This is a genomic window from Stieleria varia (genome assembly GCF_038443385.1).
Taxonomy (GTDB): Bacteria; Planctomycetota; Planctomycetia; order Pirellulales; family Pirellulaceae; genus Stieleria; species Stieleria varia.
In genome coordinates this window covers 3,243,454-3,261,129 of the sequence record NZ_CP151726.1, presented here as the reverse complement: position 1 = coordinate 3,261,129, position 17,676 = coordinate 3,243,454, and the positions used below count along the sequence as shown (strand labels likewise).

General features: G+C 57.2%; 12 protein-coding genes and 1 tRNA gene. 7 read left to right on the top strand and 6 right to left on the bottom strand.

Going from position 1 to position 17,676, the window contains the following annotated elements; all coding sequences use genetic code 11:
- The first annotated feature begins 4 nt into the window (after positions 1 to 4).
- Entirely contained in the window at positions 5 to 832 is an 828-nt protein-coding gene (locus Pla52nx_RS10795) for a TatD family hydrolase (protein ID WP_146521689.1), read from the top strand.
- Position 833: 1 nt separating this feature from the next.
- Here the strand turns inward: Pla52nx_RS10795 and rnc are convergent, their stop codons facing one another.
- Positions 834 to 1,583 (bottom strand): ribonuclease III, encoded by a 750-nt coding sequence (gene rnc, locus Pla52nx_RS10790; RefSeq protein WP_231742227.1) that lies wholly within the window; start codon positions 1,581 to 1,583, stop codon positions 834 to 836.
- Between the two features lie 723 nt (positions 1,584 to 2,306).
- Here rnc and Pla52nx_RS10785 point away from each other — a divergent pair.
- Positions 2,307 to 4,178 carry a hypothetical protein gene (locus Pla52nx_RS10785; protein WP_231742189.1) on the top strand — a complete coding sequence of 624 codons (1,872 nt, stop codon included), beginning with the start codon at positions 2,307 to 2,309 and terminating at the stop codon, positions 4,176 to 4,178.
- 26 nt (positions 4,179 to 4,204) lie between these two features.
- Here the strand turns inward: Pla52nx_RS10785 and Pla52nx_RS10780 are convergent, their stop codons facing one another.
- Positions 4,205 to 7,831, bottom strand: coding sequence for a bifunctional proline dehydrogenase/L-glutamate gamma-semialdehyde dehydrogenase (locus Pla52nx_RS10780; RefSeq protein ID WP_146521686.1), 3,627 nt, complete (start codon positions 7,829 to 7,831; stop codon positions 4,205 to 4,207).
- Between the two features lie 223 nt (positions 7,832 to 8,054).
- On the opposite strand from Pla52nx_RS10780, the gene Pla52nx_RS10775 reads away from it, so the two are divergent.
- Positions 8,055 to 8,471, top strand: a complete 417-nt coding sequence (locus tag Pla52nx_RS10775; protein WP_342190382.1) for a hypothetical protein — start codon at positions 8,055 to 8,057, stop codon at positions 8,469 to 8,471.
- A 191-nt stretch (positions 8,472 to 8,662) separates the two neighbouring features.
- Here Pla52nx_RS10775 and Pla52nx_RS10770 read toward each other — a convergent pair whose 3' ends face one another.
- Complete coding sequence (locus Pla52nx_RS10770; RefSeq protein ID WP_146521684.1) at positions 8,663 to 8,863, bottom strand: hypothetical protein; 201 nt, start codon at positions 8,861 to 8,863, stop codon at positions 8,663 to 8,665.
- An 803-nt stretch (positions 8,864 to 9,666) separates the two neighbouring features.
- Here Pla52nx_RS10770 and Pla52nx_RS10765 point away from each other — a divergent pair.
- From Pla52nx_RS10765 to Pla52nx_RS10750, 4 genes are all read left to right on the top strand, one after another.
- A complete protein-coding gene (locus Pla52nx_RS10765; RefSeq protein WP_146521683.1) occupies positions 9,667 to 10,479 on the top strand; it encodes a hypothetical protein in 813 nt (270 codons plus the stop codon).
- A 67-nt stretch (positions 10,480 to 10,546) separates the two neighbouring features.
- A complete protein-coding gene (locus tag Pla52nx_RS10760) occupies positions 10,547 to 11,167 on the top strand; it encodes a hypothetical protein (RefSeq protein ID WP_146521682.1) in 621 nt (206 codons plus the stop codon).
- Positions 11,164 to 13,677, top strand: coding sequence for a serine/threonine protein kinase (locus Pla52nx_RS10755; RefSeq protein WP_231742188.1), 2,514 nt, complete (start codon positions 11,164 to 11,166; stop codon positions 13,675 to 13,677). Before Pla52nx_RS10760 ends, Pla52nx_RS10755 begins: the two co-directional genes overlap by 4 nt.
- 54 nt (positions 13,678 to 13,731) lie before the next feature.
- Positions 13,732 to 14,370: a hypothetical protein gene (locus tag Pla52nx_RS10750; protein WP_146521681.1), complete on the top strand. Its 639-nt coding sequence runs from the start codon at positions 13,732 to 13,734 to the stop codon at positions 14,368 to 14,370.
- 304 nt (positions 14,371 to 14,674) lie between these two features.
- Here Pla52nx_RS10750 and Pla52nx_RS10745 read toward each other — a convergent pair whose 3' ends face one another.
- The 3 genes from Pla52nx_RS10745 to clpP form a co-directional block, all read right to left on the bottom strand.
- Positions 14,675 to 16,333, bottom strand: coding sequence for a hypothetical protein (locus tag Pla52nx_RS10745; RefSeq protein ID WP_146521680.1), 1,659 nt, complete (start codon positions 16,331 to 16,333; stop codon positions 14,675 to 14,677).
- 302 nt (positions 16,334 to 16,635) lie between these two features.
- Positions 16,636 to 16,708, bottom strand: a tRNA-Glu gene (locus Pla52nx_RS10740).
- A gap of 285 nt (positions 16,709 to 16,993) precedes the next feature.
- Positions 16,994 to 17,590 carry an ATP-dependent Clp endopeptidase proteolytic subunit ClpP gene (gene clpP / locus Pla52nx_RS10735; protein ID WP_146521679.1) on the bottom strand — a complete coding sequence of 199 codons (597 nt, stop codon included), beginning with the start codon at positions 17,588 to 17,590 and terminating at the stop codon, positions 16,994 to 16,996.
- Positions 17,591 to 17,676: the final 86 nt, after the last annotated feature.

The window sequence follows — 17,676 nt, the reverse complement described above, 5'->3', positions numbered from 1 at the left end:
CGCCATGGATTACATCGATCCGCACATCCACATGGTCTCACGAACGACCGACGACTACGCGACTCTGGCCCGGATGGGCTGCGTCGCGATGAGCGAGCCTGCATTCTGGGCCGGCTATGATCGAGGCAGTGTCGACGGTTTTCGAGATTACTTTCGCCAACTCACTCAGACCGAGCCCAAGCGTGCCGCACAGTTCGGTATTCAACATTTCACTTGGCTGTGCATCAACGCCAAGGAAGCCGAAAATGTTTCGCTCTCGAGAGACGTGATCGCGATGATCCCCGAGTTTTTGGACGCGCCCAACGTGCTGGGGATCGGCGAGATCGGCTTGAACAAGAACACCAAGAACGAGGCGACCATCTTTTTGGAGCACGTCGATCTGGCAGTGCAGTACAACCAGTCGATCTTGATCCACACGCCGCACTTGGAGGACAAATACCAAGGCACGCGGATGATCTTGGACATGTTGACCGGCGATTCACGTTTGGATCGATCGCGGGTATTGGTCGACCATGTGGAAGAACACACGATCCAAGAGGTCCTGGACCAGGGTTTCTGGGCCGGGATGACGTTGTACCCGGTCACCAAATGCACACCGGAGCGGGCGGTCGACATGATCGAACGATACGGCGGCGAACGGATGCTGGCAAACAGCGCAGGCGACTGGGGACCGAGCAAACCGACCGCCGTGCCGGATTTGATTTTCGAGATGCGGCGTCGTGGACACAGCGAATCGTTGATCCGCAAAGTCGTTTACGACAACCCGATCGAGTTCTTTTCCAAGAGCACCCGCTTTGAGTTCACGCCACGCGACGGTGTTCAAACCGTCTAGCTCACGTTTCCGCTTCGTCGCTTTCCTGCGGCGGGGGAAACGGCAGCGGTTCGTTGTTCATCGCAGCCAGTGCATTGGCTGCGGCCTTCTGTTCGGCTTCTTTTTTGTTTTCGCCCCACGCCGGTGCGTATTCTTCGTCATTGACGACCGCACTGATCAAAAACGCTTTGTGGTGATCCGGCCCCGATTCTCGCTTCAACCGATAAACCGGTGTGCAATTGAGTTCGCGTTGGGCGCGTTGCTGTAAGGCTGACTTGTAGTTGCCCGAACCCTGGCTCTGAACCGCCATCCGGACTTCCTCCCCCAACCACCTTTTCAAACGCTCACGGACCACATCCGGACCGCCGTCGAGAAACATCGCTGCCACGATCGATTCGAAGACATCGCTGACCAGCGATCGCGGAAAACTGCGATTGCGTGTCACGCCGCGACCGACGATCAAACATTGATCCAATCCGATCTGCCAAGCGATCTTGCCACACGCCCGTCGACTGACCACCGCCGATTTGATCTTCGTCAAATCGCCTTCGCTGTACTCCGGGTACTCCTCAAAGAGCCAGTGACAAACCGTCAGGCCAAGTACGGCATCACCCAGGAACTCCAGTCGTTCGTTACTGGCCAAGCGATGTGTTGCCCCCGAGGCGTGAGTCAGTGCGGACAGCAGCAAAGACAGATCCTGGAATCGATAGTCGATCAGTTCCTGGCATTTTTCCAATTTGGCCTGCTGTTCAGGTCCAATGCTATCGAACAGATCATCCTCGTCGGACGAATCGTTGGGGGGGATGGGGTCGTTCAAGATGCAATGACGTGTGAATGGGTGTGTTCATCACGTTGCAGTCTGTCCCAATCAAGAGTGATCCAGGATCGCTAGATCCCGTTCCTCACGCGAACGCTCAATACATACGCCTGGCTCTGCATTGTCCACTGAACGCATCGGCAGAGTCTCACAGAGATCAGCGGACGAGTAGCGACGAACCCAACAAAGTAGGCGTGGCATCCACGAGGGTGTTTCACAATCAAGTCGACCGGCACGTTCTCCGCAAACCCAGCAGGGATGGAAATCGCTCCGGTCGCGGGTGACACAACGCGACTGTGTATCAATCGCCCGTGTCACACGCCGGCGATCGGGTCCGCCCAAGTTCTGCCTGACAACAGCGTTTGGGATGAACGCTATCATCAGCGGCTTGGACCATCACCACCCACCCGCCGGTGTGCGACTCAGTCACAACAATCTAGCAGCGGTATAGCGTGGCGGCTAGTCGAAACTTTAGGGCTCCTGGCAATTACCCGGTCTCGCTTTTCCCCGCATCTTGCCGCATTCGCGTTTCACTGTGCGGTTTGCCTACCAAATCTCTCTTTACGCATTCTCGTCACCGCCGTTACCATCTGTCATGAAACTCGCGGGAAGGCTCCAGCCGGGCGTCATCGTCGCATGTTTTCTTTTGAGTTATTGGTTAGTTCAAGGACGAGAACGATGAGCGATCTGAAACAAATGCGCTTGTTCGTGGCGATTGGAATTGCAGTCTGCTGTGGAGTGCTGGCGAGCGCGCGCTCTGTTGATGCACAATCGATGACTTCGCCGTCGACGACCCCTTCGTGTCCCCAAGGCATGACCGCTTGGCCGATCGCTGCGTCCACGTTGCCGACACGACCGATCAGCTCCCAACACGCTGCTACCCTGAGCAGCAAATCAGCAGATTGGGGCGATGCCGCCGAGATCCCGATCCCTGAACTCCGTTCAACCGCACAGTCAAAGGCGTCTGCACCGGACAAAGTCGTCCAGATGAAACCGCAGAACGGTTTTTCGATGCCAGGGTCGATCCAAACCGCTGGCGGTGCGGCGGCGGCCGGCGCGAACAACCCTAATCCCTATCGAACAGAAACAAGTGGTCAAAACACACCCGCTTTCACGGGCCTGTCCGACCAGCGTGCAACGCCCCGTCCGCAAGGTCCAACGACGGCGGAAGTGGAAGAACGCGACAATCGTTGGCGGACCAATGTTACCGGTGCGCAAATGCCGACGACGGACAGGATCGCACAACGTGACACTCAGTCTGCGCTGCAGCAAAGCGGCGCTCAACAACTGACCGCTGCCGAACGTTTTGCCCAAGCCGCAGCTGCCAACGCGGCAAGCGCTAACAGCGGCCAAGCAAACGATCCTAGTATCGCCGCAGCGTCAGCCCAAGCAGGCAATCGCAACATCAACTTTCCTCCGCTGCCGGGCAGCAACAACCCAAACAATCCAGCAGCGACCAATCCCAACTTTGCAACCTTGCCCGGTGGTCTCGGATTGCCCAACCAGAACGCACAAGCCGATCGCACCAACACACGCAGCGTCGGTTTCAATCCCAACGATCCGACGCAAACAACCAACGATCCTGCCGCCATCAATCTTTCGATCGCCGAGCGTAACGAGCGTTTGCGTTTACAGAACCTAGCCACCCAGCAAGCCGAGCGAGAGCGACTGGCTGCATTGGCAACATCTGGACAGACCAGCGCTCAACAGCAAGCCGCTGGACAAACTCCGGAGCAAGTCGCCTACCAGCAACGTCTGGCGGAATACCGTCAGCAGCAAGCCATGTTGGATTATCAAAAGCGTTTGGCAGCAGCCGGCACACCGTCAGCCACCAATGCGACAACCGGGGCCGGCACTTCATGGGACATGGAGCTATTCAACACCCAAAATCAAACCGGCAACCCTGCGCAAAGCGGAATTCAAAACGTTGGGTTGCAGAACCCAGCCCTGCAAAATCCTGGCGCACCGAACAACCCACAATCCAATCCATATCAAACCGCGAGTGACCCCAGTCGCTTGGGGTTCCCCAACACAACCGCCGCTGCCCCACCTGCGCAACGTGACGTGGATCCTTCGTTGAGCGAAGCAGACAAGCAGCGGTTGCCCGCGAACGCTTGGACGTTTGATGATTGGGGGCTACCTGTGGACAAAGGCGGCCGGGTGTTGGATCGCCGCGGCAATCCGGTCAGCAAAGAAGAACAATTTCGCCTACGATACGGTAGCGTGGCGGGCAACATGGGAAATCAACCCAACGGTGCAGCGCCTGGGCAGGTATCTCCCGGCCAGGGCACCCTTGTTTCCAATCGAGCGTCGACCGAGCAAGAGGACCGAACGGCATCTTTTAGCGACGGTGATCGCACCAACGGCAACATCGGCGGCACGACGAAGCCACGTGGCTTCGTCGCTCAATCGTTCTTCAATGGAGCCATGCTGGTCTCGATCGTGGCCAACGTTTACATGATCTATTGGTTCAAGAACGTCTACGTCCGCTACCGCGAACTGATCGCCGCACAACGCGTGATGAACAGCCCCGGCTCCCTCATCGATTGACCGACCTACGACGAGATCAACACGTTTCATGCGTTTTGGAGATTCGCCGAAGGCTGCGTTCGCTGTTCAGCCGCGCGGCGGCCCAGGTTGCCGTAGCGGTGGTAGTCGTAACTGATGGACTGTTCACTCAAGTATCTCAGGCATTCGATTTGGCCGGCCGCGACCACTGGAGCATCCATGATGGTGGTCAAAGTCGCCGCGGCTGCAATGGACTCGGCTGAACGTGAGTCAGTGGCATGAAGGAGACGCAGGCGGTGGACGTCACCGGCGGTAATTCGCTCGACCAATTCATCTGCCGATTCCTCAAGCGGATGGATCATCCCGGGTTCGTGATCAGCCGATGACTCCAGTATTTCTCGGAGTTCGTACGCCACTGCGGGATCGATTGACAGCGTGGTCGGTGTCCCGGCGGTGACGGCAGCAGTCAATGCCAGCAGGACGTCACGAAGCGAATCATCTGGCGTGAAACGAATCGTCAGCCCGCTGGCGGGGCGATAGCGCCGTAGGTTGTCTTGGCCGAGCAAGCGGAATGTGTCGTGCTGGCGAGAATACTCTTGCTCAACCGCTGCTCGTTGACTCTCCAACGCATGCGCTAATTGCGGTGATTCGATTCCGGGGTCATCACACTGATCGATTGTTGCTTTGGCCCATGCAGCGATGGGACGATCAAGTGATTCATCGCCACCCTCGTGGTAAGGCTGCGGAGCAACGGCATCCTGCACCCGCATCAGGGGCAGGACATAGTGTGGCCCACCCGCTTTGACACCCGGTCCGTAGGCACTCAGTCCGACACCGCCGAATGGTTGCCTCAGAACAATGGCCCCGGTGGTGGGCCGATTGATGTACAGATTACCGGCGTGAATTGACTGACGCCAAAGTTCGATCTCGCGATCGTCCAGACTTTCCAAACCACTGGTCAGGCCGTAACCGGTGCCGCGAACAATCTCTATCGCGTGCTCCAATCGCGAGTAACGCATCACACCCAGGACGGGGCCGAAGAGTTCCGTTCGGTGCATGAAACCGCCTTCGCGAATGTTCCATTTCACACCTGGACGATACAGGCACGGATTGTTCACCACATGCTCCGGCATGACCAACCAAGACTCGGCGTCTTGCAATGTTTTCATGCCACGCGTCAGGACTTCGCTCGGTGGCGAAATCAACGGCCCCATTTTGGTGTGCAGGTCCCACGCCGATCCCACGGTGATGCTTCGCACCGCGTCGGCCAACGTTTCACGAAAGGTCTCGTCGTGAAAGACTTCATCTTGCAGCAACAGCAACGATGTCGCACTGCATTTTTGCCCGCTGTGGCCGAACGCCGAATGCACCACATGCTTGATCGCCAAGTCACGATCGGCCATCGCGGAGACGATCGTCGCGTTCTTGCCGCCGGTTTCAGCCAACAGATGCAAGTCTGGACGCACGCTCATCATTCGTCGTGCGGTTTGCGTGCTGCCGGTCAAGATCACGGAGTCCACGTCAGGATTCCGCACCAAGGCCTCTTCCGCCGTCGCACCGCTGCACGTGATCAGTTGCAGTGAGTCATGCGGGACTCCGGCGTCCCAGAACGCTTGGCAGAGCAACCAAGCCACCAGGACCGTGTTGCCGGACGGTTTGAGGATCACGGTGTTGCCGGCCGAAAGGGCCGACGCGATGCCTCCGCATGGAATTGCCAATGGGAAGTTCCAAGGTGAGATCACCGCCACAACGCCGCGTGGCCGGACGCTCAATTGATGAAACTCCTGCCACTGGGGCGAATAGTACTGTTCCGCGCTCAGCGAGTAAAACTCACAAAAATCGATCGCTTCGCTGACTTCCGGATCAGCCTCCATGATCGTCTTGCCTCCGTCAGCGATCATCGCGCCGATCAAGTCCGCGCGTCGGACTCTCAAGTTCTGAGCAGTGGTTCGCAGCAGTTCGCGACGTTGGTCCGCCGTCATTGCTCGCCATCCGCTCCGATCTGTCTTGGCCATCTGCACCGCCTGGCGGGCTTGATCGGCCGAGGCCTGCTCGTAGTGCGCGACCATGACGCCAGGGCGTGACGGATCCGTCGACTCGCTGCGTTTCCCCATCGCGGTTTCACCGCCGATCAACAAAGGGATCTCAGTCGCGTTGGCATCGCAACGGGGCAACCATCGATCGATGATCTGTTGTGCCCACAGCGAATGCCGGGGCAACGCCCAGTCGGTGTCCGGTTCATTGACGAACTCCGGCACCACGGCAACCTTGGGCGGTTGAATCGGCGTCGCAAACCGATCTTGATTGCGTTGTGAATCGAGCGTGGGTTTCTCGGACTGTTCCAACGACTCGCGAAACCCGCCCGCCAGCGATTTGAACTCGGGCGTGTCGGGTTTCAGTCGGTAGGCGTGACGCAAGAAATTTTGTGCGCCGGTGTTTTCATCCAAACGACGAATCAAGTATCCGATCGCGTTGATAAAATCCTTGCGTTGGCATGCCGGTGCGTAGAGCAACATTGGCACATCGTGTTCGGAAATTGCACGACGCTGGTGGTTCGCCATGCCCTCCAGCATTTCAAACTGAACATGATCGCTCGCCCCGCGTTGCTCCGTCCAAATCATCGCCAGAGCGACGTCGAACAGATTGTGTGAGGCAACGCCGACACGAATGAAACCGTCCGCCGCGGCATCGAGCAGATGCCTCAACATGCGTTTGTAGTTTGCGTCGGTCTCGATCTTGGTGTGGTACGGTGCCTGGTCAAAACCTGCGATGGCTGCTTCCACACGTTCCATCTCCATGTTGGCGCCTTTGACCAACCGGATCGTGAGGGGTCGACCTCCGTTTTGAACTCGGTGGGTCGACCAATCGATCAAGCGTTTCATGACGCCAAAGGAATCGGGGATGTAGGCCTGCAAAGCGATTCCCGCGTGACAGTCATCGAGTCCTTCACGCGAGAGCGCTTCCATCAGCGTCTCGGTGGTCAAATGCAGATCGCGATACTCCTCCATGTCGAGATAGACAAACTTGTTTTTTCCGCTCGCCGCGTGGATCTCTTGGCTGGCGGTTCGATAGAGATTCTCCAGGCGATCGGCGACGACGTTGACGGTGTATTGAAAAGCCAGCGGGGAGACTTGGCTGTACAACGTCGAGATCTTGACCGAGACGCATTGAACCTCCGGCATTTTCAGCAATTCCAAGACACGCTGCATCCGACGCATCGCTTCGGCTTCGCCCAAGATGGCTTCGCCGAGCAAATTGACATTCATTTGCACGCCATGACGATTGCGATCGGTCAAGTGTTCGCGGAGCCATTGTTGTTCCGCGGGCAAGATGACGTTGGCCGTCTCTCGCCGCATCTTTTCTTTGACCAGGGGAACCGCCACGCCGGGCAGGTACTCGCCGAACGCTTGAAAGCCCTTCAGCATGGCTTGTTCGACGGGACTAAAGAAACGCGGAACGCCTTGAACATCCAACAGATGCGTCAACTGATCGGCAACGCGAGCCGGGGTGTGTGTCCGAAACGCTTGGTCGGTCATCTCGACCAAGGTGGCTTTGTCGGCATCGTGACCGATCATGCGATCCAATTCAGATTGCTGCCGGCGCTCCGCAGGTGTTTGCAATGCAGCGGCCCGGACGAGCAACGTCGTGGCGAGTTGGATCGCCGCTTCGGCATCCGAGGTGAGCGAGTCATCCATTGCAATCTCTCCGGCTGTGTGAAGGGGCAGCTATGGAGGTATTGTAAGGCGTTTGCTAGTACCGACGTTCGATCGTCCGGGATCGATAGATATAGTCGCTCGATCCTCCGGATCGATTGTCGCTCGATCCTCCGGATCGTTAGCGTGGGCCGTCGTACGGTTCGCCCGCCGTGAAGACTGCCGGCAATCGAATGCGGGCGTGTGGGGCGGTTTGGGCGTTAGCGTGGCGGATGATGCTGTTCGCTATCGACTTGGAAAGTCGAGCGACAATCGATCCTTCGGATCGTTGGAGATCGTCGCTCGATCCTCCGGATCGATTGTCGCTCGATCCTCCGGATCGTTAGCGTGGGCCGTCGTACGGTTCGCCCGCCGTGAAGACTGCCCGCAATCGGATACGGGTGTGTGGGGCGGTTTGGGCGTTGGCGTGGCGGATGATGCCGCTCGCTATCGACTTGGAAAGTCGAGCGACAATCGATCCTTCGGATCGTTGGAGATCGTCGCTCGATCCTCCGGATCGTTAGCGTGGGCCGTCGTACGGTTCGCCCGCCGTGAAGACTGCCCGCAATCGAATACGGGTGTGTTGGGCGGTTTGGGCGTTGGCGTGGCGGATGATGCCGCTCGCTATCGACTTGGAAAGTAGAGCGACAATCGATCCTTCGGATCGTTGGAGATTGTCGCTCGATCCTCCGGATCGTTAGCGTGGGCTGTCGTGCGGTTTGCCCGCCGTGGAGACTGCCCGCAATCGAATACGGGTGTGTTGGGCGGTTTGGTCGTTAGCGTGGCGGATGATGCCGCTCGCTATCGACTTGGAAAGTCGAGCGACAATCGCTCTTATCCGCGGGTTTTCAAACGCGAGTTTGGACTGACGAATTGAGCAAGACGGTTCTCCAACTCGGCCAAGTCTTGGTCGATCCATTGAGAGAGCTCCGCGTCGCTGCGCAGTTCGATTTGCGCGACGAAGTCGTTCCAGTATCCAAGATCATGACGCGTTTTGGTTTCGTCTGGCTTGGGAGTCGTTTGTTCGCTGGACATCGGAGCCTCCGGTGAGAAGACAAGATCGAGGAAAGCAGTGTTAGTCTCATCTCCAGTGAGCCCTCAAGATCAAAAAGGGTTCACTATTGATTGGGTTGGGAGGTTTGGATTCAAAAAGGTTGTTGGGTGGGAGGAATCGGTCGCTTGGCTCTGCTCGCTCAGAGCGTTTCATCCTGGTAACGCCCAAGCCGGGCTTCTCCGAATTCGGCGTCTGCAAAGCCGGCCTCCCGCCCACTTTGTCGACCACCGCTCAGAAATCGCCTTAAGTCAGCTCCCGTAGGTCACACCATCAGCAAGTCAAATGCCAATGCGTCGTATTTTTGACGAGCCGACAACCCCATTGGTTTCATTGAAAAGCAAAATAAAGCGTTTTCACTGCAATAGAGCCGTTTTTGGCCATCAAGTTTTTTTCTCCTCGCTGTCTCCTCATTTTGCCGTGGTTGCCTATTTGACGCGATTTTGATGCGCGACTGCCACAGAATGAGGCAGTCGTTCATGCCGATGCGGGCAGCCGATGGGTTACATCGGCATTGGCCCTCTAACGGATCACTTTATTCCACTGTAGTCGATTCGTGTAAAATGAAATCCCCTAAGCGGCTCGGATCTCATGTTTTTTGTCCACTTATTTCGATTGGCTAATCCGCCCGGGGGTCTCGACCCGGCATTTTCGAGAACAGGAGAAAATTCGGAGAAAAAATCTCAAGCGGCAGCCAAGACGGCGGGCGTGGCGGCGAATGTCTCTGTGTATTCGGAGCCATACCATCGCAGGCTCATTCCAATCCACCGTGTTGGGGAGTTTCCAAATGTTAAAGAAAACGATTGTCGCCGGGGGCGCATTGGCTCTGTTGAGCAGTATGGCAGTCGGCGTTCCACTACTCAGCTATGCCCGTTGTGGGGTGAACTGGATCCAAGATTCCGCCAGTGACAGCGTGCCGTTGGAATGGGAACTGAAACGTGCCCGCCAGATGATCACGGACTTGCAGCCCGAGATTGAAAAGAACGCGACGTTGATCGCGCGAGAAAAAGTCGAGTTGGCTCGACTGCAGTCGCAGGCTGAGCAGACCGATGCAAGCTTGGCCAAGAGCGAAGCGGACATTGAGCGTTTGAGTGAAGACCTGGAGCGTGAGAGCACGTATTACACCTACGCGGGCCGCACGTACACGTCGACTCAAGTCAAAGACGACTTGAAGAACCGCTTCAAGCGGCACAAGACCCGCGAAGCAACCGCGGAAAAGCTGCAGCAAATGCTGTCTGCCCGACAAGCCACCTTGCGTGCGGCTCACGAGCGAATGGATGCGATGCTCAGTGCCCGTCGTCAGCTGGAGGTCGAAGTCGAGAACTTGCAAGCCCGGGTGGGTGCCTTGCGGGTCGCTCAAACAAGCAGCCAATTGAGCTTGGACGACAGCCAGTTGTCACAGACTCGTGAACTGCTGGATCAGATCAAGACGCGGATCGACGTGGAAGAAGAAACGATGACGGTCGATGCGGAGTATTTTGGTGAGATTGATCTCGACGAACCCAACGACGAGAACTTGCTCGAAGAAATCACCAGCTACTTTGACGCCAAGCAAGCCACGGGCAAATCGGGCTCTTTGGTCGCAATTCAGTTAGACTGAGTGTTGAAACTTGCATCGACCCCTATCTGCCGCCAGCGGCCAGCCCTGAACCCCACCGAGTGACAACGTGAAAGCCGACGCGACCGCATCGAACTCATCGACCGCCACACGATGGCGGCTTTGGGTTGATGGTTGCGGCGGCTTTTTGATTTTGACGGGGGACTGCTGGACACTGGGAGCCGCGGTGCCGGGCGGGGTGGCCGACGTTGGAATCCGAGCAGATGTCGCGCGACACGCGGGACGAATCGAGCGAGTCGACTCTGATTATTTCTGGCGAAACAATGAGGCAGACGATTTGTCGGACACCGGCCGCTCGCAGTCGATTCTCATTTCCCCCAAGCAGCCGTTGCCGGTGGCCGGGTCCGCCACGATTCGACTTCGCCGACCGTCGACACTCAGCCGCACCGGAGTGTTGATCTTGGACCCGCCGCACCGTTTCGACGGGCATGTCGACGCGGTCATCTTCGCCGGCGACACAATCTTGGTCGGCCCGTCGAGTGACCATCATGTCGTCACATCGAGTTTTCCCGACCGAGCCGTGCTGGCGTATCGCGACGGCGGTTGGCAAGCCAAGCCGTTGTCGCAGCCGGGTGGAAAGCCGGGGAAAAGCGGCCCAACGTTCGTGGAGCTAGAGCTCGGTCGTCGAATTCAAATCCAATCGCTAGCGATGACACTGGAGAGAGCATGAGTCGCCAGCAATCCATCGACGAACGAACCGGCGGCGCCGAGCTGGGTCGTTTCAGCGATCAAAACCTCAGCGAAAACGAATTCCGAGCGACCGTCGCATTTCAGCATCCATCACCGCGAAATCAGTGTGGATGGAATTTTGCGCCCTGGAGGAAGCGTTTTGGAGCCATGAAAAGAGACGTCCAGGACGAAAACGTCGCCCAAAAACCGAGGGGTCGCGAGGTCTCCGGCTTCTGGGGGAACCCATTTTCCGGTTGCTCGGCACCCGTCAACGATGTTGCAGCGGTTTCAGAAAGTGGTGTCTCCGGGCAAAAACGTCCGTGGATGTCCGCTTTAGTCGATAAACTGACAGGACGCACTGCCGCGGTCCAACCAGCCGATTTTGACCAGGATGGCATGGCCGGGGATGAGGTTGGACAACGGCACGATGTCGCGCAAACTGGTTCGGAAAAAGGGCTCGGTAAAATGCTGCCGCTCAGTCGCTCATCTGTCGATCTTGGCGAGACACAAATCGCTGAGTTTTCCCTCAGTGGTTCACGGAAGTCATCGGAGTCACGTTCGAAAACCATGACCTTCACTTACGCCCCCGGATCGCGTCCATTGCCGCCGTATACGATACGGCGTGGTGTCGGCGTGGGCGGATTTGGTGAAGTGTACTTTGCGGTCAGCGACGCCGGAAAAGAAGTGGCGCTGAAACGCATTCAGCGGAACTTGGAGATTGAGCTTCGTGGTGTCTCACAATGTTTGAATCTCAAACATCCCAACTTGGTCGCTCTGTACGACATTGCTCGTGATGATACCGAGCAGTCTTGGGTGGTGATGGAGTACGTTGCGGGGATGAATCTTCGTGACGCGTTGGACCAATCACCCGATGGTTTGCCGTCCGAGGAAGTCCGCCGGTGGTTCACGGGCATCTGCGCCGGAGTGCACCACTTGCACTGCGCAGGTCTGGTTCACCGTGATCTGAAGCCGGGCAATGTGTTTGACGATTTGGGGATCGTCAAAGTCGGCGACTATGGTCTGAGCAAATACATCTCAGCATCTCAACGTGGCGGGCACACCGAAAGCGTCGGCACGTTTCACTACATGGCTCCCGAAATTGGTCGTGGCCAGTATGGACGCGAAATCGATATCTATGCACTGGGCGTGATTCTGCATGAGTTGCTGACCGGACGCGTTCCGTTCGATGGCGAGAGCTGTCATGAAATCATTGTCAAACACATGACCGCGACACCCGATCTGACAGAGATCGCCGAACCGGTCCGATCCGTCATCGGGGCGGCTTTGGAGAAAGATCCGGCGAAACGTCCAGCGACCGTGATTGATATGTTCAACGCCATGGGCTGGGGCGACATCACAGGTGTGTCGGCGCTCGGTTCACCGGTAGCCTTGGTTTCGCAACCGACGGCGGCGGCTATTGAAACGACAACTGACACGCAGCGGCGTGCTTTATCCGAACCCATTGCTCGCCTGCCGCTCACACTGCCTGTCGCCACGCCGATCACGGACGCGGAGTCCTCTGAGCCACTGGCCCGGGCGGTCCGCAAGAGCGCCGGCGACCTGCGTTCGTGGTGGAACTCGATGGATCAGTCTCCCCGCGCCAAAGCGGTGTTTGGATTGATCATCGGATTTGTGCTGTTCGTCAACACCAGTTGGCTGGTACCTGCCCTGTCTGTCCTGGCTGTCTTTTACGTGCCGTACTACATCGGTCGGCAAATGGTTTTGCATGCCAGGCAGCAACCATCGTACGCACAAGCGCAACGGCTTGCGGCCAGTGTGCCGGCTCCCAGCAAGACGTATGCTAAAAAGGAATGGGCCAGCCACATGCGAAGTGATCTGCGGGCGAAACACACCGCGGTTCGCATCGCCGAACTGAGCAGTTCATGGTTGGCGGCCACTGGAACGGTCGCCGCGATGACCGTGGGCGCAGGCGTGTTCGGTTTGCGCAGTGGCGATGTCAACGCGATGACCATCGCCCCCTATGGTTTGCTCGGCGTCGTCGTCTTGATCGGTTCACTCGGAATCCTTGGTTTGGGCAAACTGTGGGAACGAGAGGACGGGGAAGCACTGCCGCGTCGCCTGGTGCTGGCGGGACTCGGGGCCGGCGTCGGCTTGGTCGCGTTCGGAATGACTCGGTATCTGATGTTGCCGCTCAGCATCCCCGAGCGAGAAGTTACGGCAATGGCGTTGCCGCAAGCTCTGTACGACGGAAATCAACTGCGTGCTTCGGGCATGATGGCGCATTTCGCATTGTTGTTCGCGGCGATCCGGTGGTGGCGTCCGGTGGACCCGATTCGCCGCAAGCGTTTGACACTGTGGAACGTCGCTGTGATCAGTGTCGCAGCTTGGGCGATCCAGCAGTTCCTGCCGGTACCGCAACCGTTCGGCATCTTGACCGCGGGAGGCATCGCAATTGCCGTTCAGATGTCTGCCCCGTGGATCAATCCCAGACGAGTGACTCCGCCTCAGCACTACGCGCCCATCCAACAGCCCCAACCACAACGCGTTTGAATTGCAATGGCGTCCTGGCCCAAAACGCTTTCGCATCGCGAGGAATAGAGAACGATGTCACAAATCCTAACCTCTGGCTCCGTCTGCTTGGTAATGATGTTTGTCGCAACGGCGGTAACGTATGCCGACACGGTCGATGCCAAAGAAGACTCGAAGAAGTCGGAGCCTGCCGCGCCGGTGGAGCTGTCTGTCGCCCCGTTGGACCATGTTCAATATCCAGAGACGCGTCCCGCCTGGGTCGGACAACAGCCGATTCTGGACGACGGTCCGGTGGATGTCTGGAGTGTCGCCAGCAGCGGGTACGAGACCATCGAAGAGTGTGACGCGAATCTGAAGGTCATGCAGCGAATCGCGGTCAATCTGTACATTCAACACGTCACCGGATCGGTCCGCGAAGAAACCTTTCCCATCAACGATGATTGGATCGAAAACGAGCTGATCACGGACCGCTACGAAGGCACGATCTTGGTCGGCGACGTGGAGCAACAAGAAGTCGCCGTGCGTCTGGAGTTCGATCAAGAGACGCGAAAGAAAATCATCGCCTCCTACAACAATTTACAGGTCTACGACCGACTGGTCAGCACAGCGGTCCTGATCGGGCTGGGCTTCGTCCTGCTGATCTGCGTCAGCGCGTTGTTGGGAATCGTCAGCCGCCGAGTGCAACGCCGCGAGAACATCCAGTACGCCGTGTGAAGGGTCTCCGAGGGCGAGCAACTGGACGGTGATGCGCAAGTTAATGACTGAGAATGGCAAAACGCTTGATGTGGCACGCTATCGACTTGGAAAGTCGAGCGACGATTGTCGTTCGACTTTCCAAGTCGAAAACGAACACCACCATCCGCCCAAACTCAAACCATCCGTCTTGTGCCGAATGCGCAACGGTTACCTCCCCCAACTGCGCCGGGAAAGGTGACAGAAACTTGCGCAGCTCCACAACCCCAACCTTGTGACAGCCCGCTAACCGGGATTCGTCATCCACCGGAACGCGAACCGGGAATCACAGTCCGCCGAGCAGATCTTCCAGTCCAGAGGGAATCGTTGGAGTGTCTGACGGATCCGCGGCTGCTTTGGGGGCTTCAGCGAAAGCTTCCAACTTGATCACGTTTTCTTCCAATGCGGCCAAGTAGGCTCGCTCGTTGTCCAACTTGTTTTCGTTGACCGCATTGATGACTTCGGTCAGCACGATCAACCAATTTTCCACCAGAGGCTTTGAGGCCGGGTCCACCGCGGCAAGCAATCCGGCAGGATTTCGGGGCGTGCCGAGTTGTGCGCTGCCGGTTGCACCCAAGTGAATTTGTTCAAACATGTAATTCAGTTTTTGCAGGGAAGCGACAACCTCCGGAGGCTTTGGCTTTGCCGCCGCCACCATTCCGGACATCATTCCATAACCACCCATGCCGTCCATCATGCTGTCCATTCCCTCCATCCCATCCATCCCGCTGCCGTAGGACTCCATCATCGAGGAGTCCATACTGTCCATCATGCTGTCTTCCATCGACATCGCATTGGTGGTGGGTTTATTCTCCTCATCGTCGCTCTTGATTCCAAGGTATTTTTCAGGGTCCAAAGGCTGTTTGACCCTGGTGTCGGTCATCATCGCCCCCTGCTTATTCAATGCCTTCAATCGCGTGATCTCGGATTTCATGGTCTCCACCGCGCGAGTGGACCAGTTCTTCACGACGTCTTTCGGAGTCGGCACGACACCTTTGACAGCATTTGACTCGACCGACCCAAATTTGGCGGCCGAATGCAATGCCACCAAATCTGGTGCGGTGGCTTTGGTGCTGATGCTGACCAGGGTTTTGGCCAAGTTGGCATCGTTGGACAAATTGCTGAGGATGTTGACGGCAAAACGCTGCAGGTACGCATGTGCCATCGGATCACGTCCCGCGGGCGGATCGGCTTGAACGAGTTGGTTCATGTCGGCCAACAGAGCGGTTTTGCCGGCGGCGGCAATGGATGCGATGGGGGTGTAGCGGACGTAGCGATCAATGCCTTGCAGGGCCGCCGCACGAACGGCATCGGGCGTCTTGGCATCGCGATAAATGGGCAACAAATCCGTCAAAACGTTGCTGTTGGGAACAGGAACACCATTGGCATAGCCTGAATCGAGCCGCGAGATACACATGATGGCGCTGATTCGGCCAGCGGGCGGGTAGTTTCCAGTGGCAACCGGTTTCAGGCCGGTGTACAACCAGCCAGCGACCGTCCTTGCCGCCACGGGCGATGGCGAACGCATGGCACTGGCCAATCGCTTTTGGACGTCCAACAGCAGTGTGGACGACTCGGGGCTGATTCGCGGTTGGGTGATCTCTGACGGGATGTACTTGGTGAAGTAAAACTTGGCCATCCCCTGCTGTCGCGCGTCGAGCGAACTCAAGTCCCGCGCCGTGATGTAGGCCTTTGCGGACGACTCCATCGCCTTCTTCTGTGCTTCGTCGAGATTCACTCCCAACGGAATTGAATCGTACTTGGGTGCTTGTGCCGATGCATTGAGAGCAAATGCTGCTAGCAACGCGAGCGCCAGAAACAACGAAACCAGCTTGTAGGCCGTCTTGCGACGCTCGGCTTGTTCCTGCTCCTGAGTCTTGGCAATCGCAACTGCGGTCGCAATTGAGGACTTGGGAGATGACTTTCCGTTGACTGGTTTGTTCATCACGAGATCCATTTCTGGGTTCGAACAGGTCATGCCGTCAATGACACAGGGAGACAAGATGACGTGGGCCGGCAATGACTGCCGGAATGCACCCCTCGGCCAGAAGTGCATGACCACGCTGCCACATTATCTCAGAGTGGTGGGCTCCACGTCAAATAAAATCGGCGTTGGTGGATGAATCCGAAGCCGGAAAAACCATCTTTTTCGTGCCAAAGTTAAAAACCCGGGCGTGAATCGCCGATCCTGCACCTTCTTGTACACAATTACGAGCGGCGTGTGCCCGCGTTTGGAGTCCACATTCATACCCCCTGCCCGATTCGAACAGGCGTTTCCAGGCGGAAAGCCTGGCGTCCTGGGCCACTAGACGAAGGGGGCAGCAAAGTACGTCAGGCTTTTTAGTCTGACACGTCCTGTACGTCAGGCTTTTTAGTCTGACCGATTGCTAGGCAAGTCAGGCTAGTGCATCATCCGGTCTTGATTTTGGGGTTAGCCGTTTTGGCGTTAGCCACGGTTGTGGCACGAAAACCGTGGCTAACGCCAAAACGGCTCATCTACCGAATCCACGTTCTAAGACTGGACGATGCACTAGAAAGCCTGACGTACTTTCCCAAGTAGATCCTAGACACTTCCGTCGGCACGGGGGACGTGTCTCAATGGAGATCAGGCCCCTGCTTCGCCTGATTTCTTGACGACCTTGTCGATCAGCCCATAATCACAGGCTTCGGCGGCACTCATGAAACGGTCCCGGTCGGTGTCTGTTTCGATCTTTTCCAGCGAGTGGCCGGTGTGCTCGATCATGATCTCGCTCATGCGTTTTTTGATCCGCCGCAGTTCTTGAACGTGAATTTCGACTTCGCGTGCGGTTCCTTGCATGCCGGCGAGCGGCTGGTGGATCATGATGCGTGCGTTGGGCAAAGCGAATCGTTTGCCTTTGGCACCTGCGGTCAGCAACACGGCGCCCATCGAGGCGGCTTGACCGATGCAGTAAGTCGCGACATCGCAGGACACGAACTGCATGGTGTCGTAGATCGCCATGCCGGCGGTGATGCTGCCGCCGGGACTGTTGATGTAGAGGTGGATATCAGCTTTGGGATCATCCGACATCAGGAACAGCATTTGGGCGACCAATGAGTTGGATATTTGGTCGTCGACCTGTTGCCCCAGAAAGATGATTCGATCTTTGAGTAGCCGGCTATAGATGTCGTACGTGCGTTCTTCACGACCGCTTTTTTCGACGACGTAGGGGATGATTGGCATGTGATTAAGGACTCGACTGAGTGAGTTGGTTTGCTCGGGAGAAATGAGAGACAGTCACAAAATGCCGCGACTGTGTTGGGGGAACG

Bases quoted from the DNA above. Each gene is read 5' to 3' on its own strand.
- Pla52nx_RS10785 (WP_231742189.1), top strand. From the start codon at position 2,307: ATGAGCGATCTGAAACAAATGCGCTTGTTCGTGGCGATTGGAATTGCA.
- clpP (WP_146521679.1), bottom strand. From the start codon at position 17,590: ATGCCAATCATCCCCTACGTCGTCGAAAAAAGCGGTCGTGAAGAACGC.
- Pla52nx_RS10765 (WP_146521683.1), top strand. From the start codon at position 9,667: ATGTTAAAGAAAACGATTGTCGCCGGGGGCGCATTGGCTCTGTTGAGC.
- Pla52nx_RS10750 (WP_146521681.1), top strand. From the start codon at position 13,732: ATGTCACAAATCCTAACCTCTGGCTCCGTCTGCTTGGTAATGATGTTT.
- Pla52nx_RS10755 (WP_231742188.1), top strand. From the start codon at position 11,164: ATGAGTCGCCAGCAATCCATCGACGAACGAACCGGCGGCGCCGAGCTG.
- Pla52nx_RS10770 (WP_146521684.1), bottom strand. From the start codon at position 8,863: ATGTCCAGCGAACAAACGACTCCCAAGCCAGACGAAACCAAAACGCGT.
- Pla52nx_RS10745 (WP_146521680.1), bottom strand. From the start codon at position 16,333: ATGAACAAACCAGTCAACGGAAAGTCATCTCCCAAGTCCTCAATTGCG.
- Pla52nx_RS10795 (WP_146521689.1), top strand. From the start codon at position 5: ATGGATTACATCGATCCGCACATCCACATGGTCTCACGAACGACCGAC.
- Pla52nx_RS10780 (WP_146521686.1), bottom strand. From the start codon at position 7,831: ATGGATGACTCGCTCACCTCGGATGCCGAAGCGGCGATCCAACTCGCC.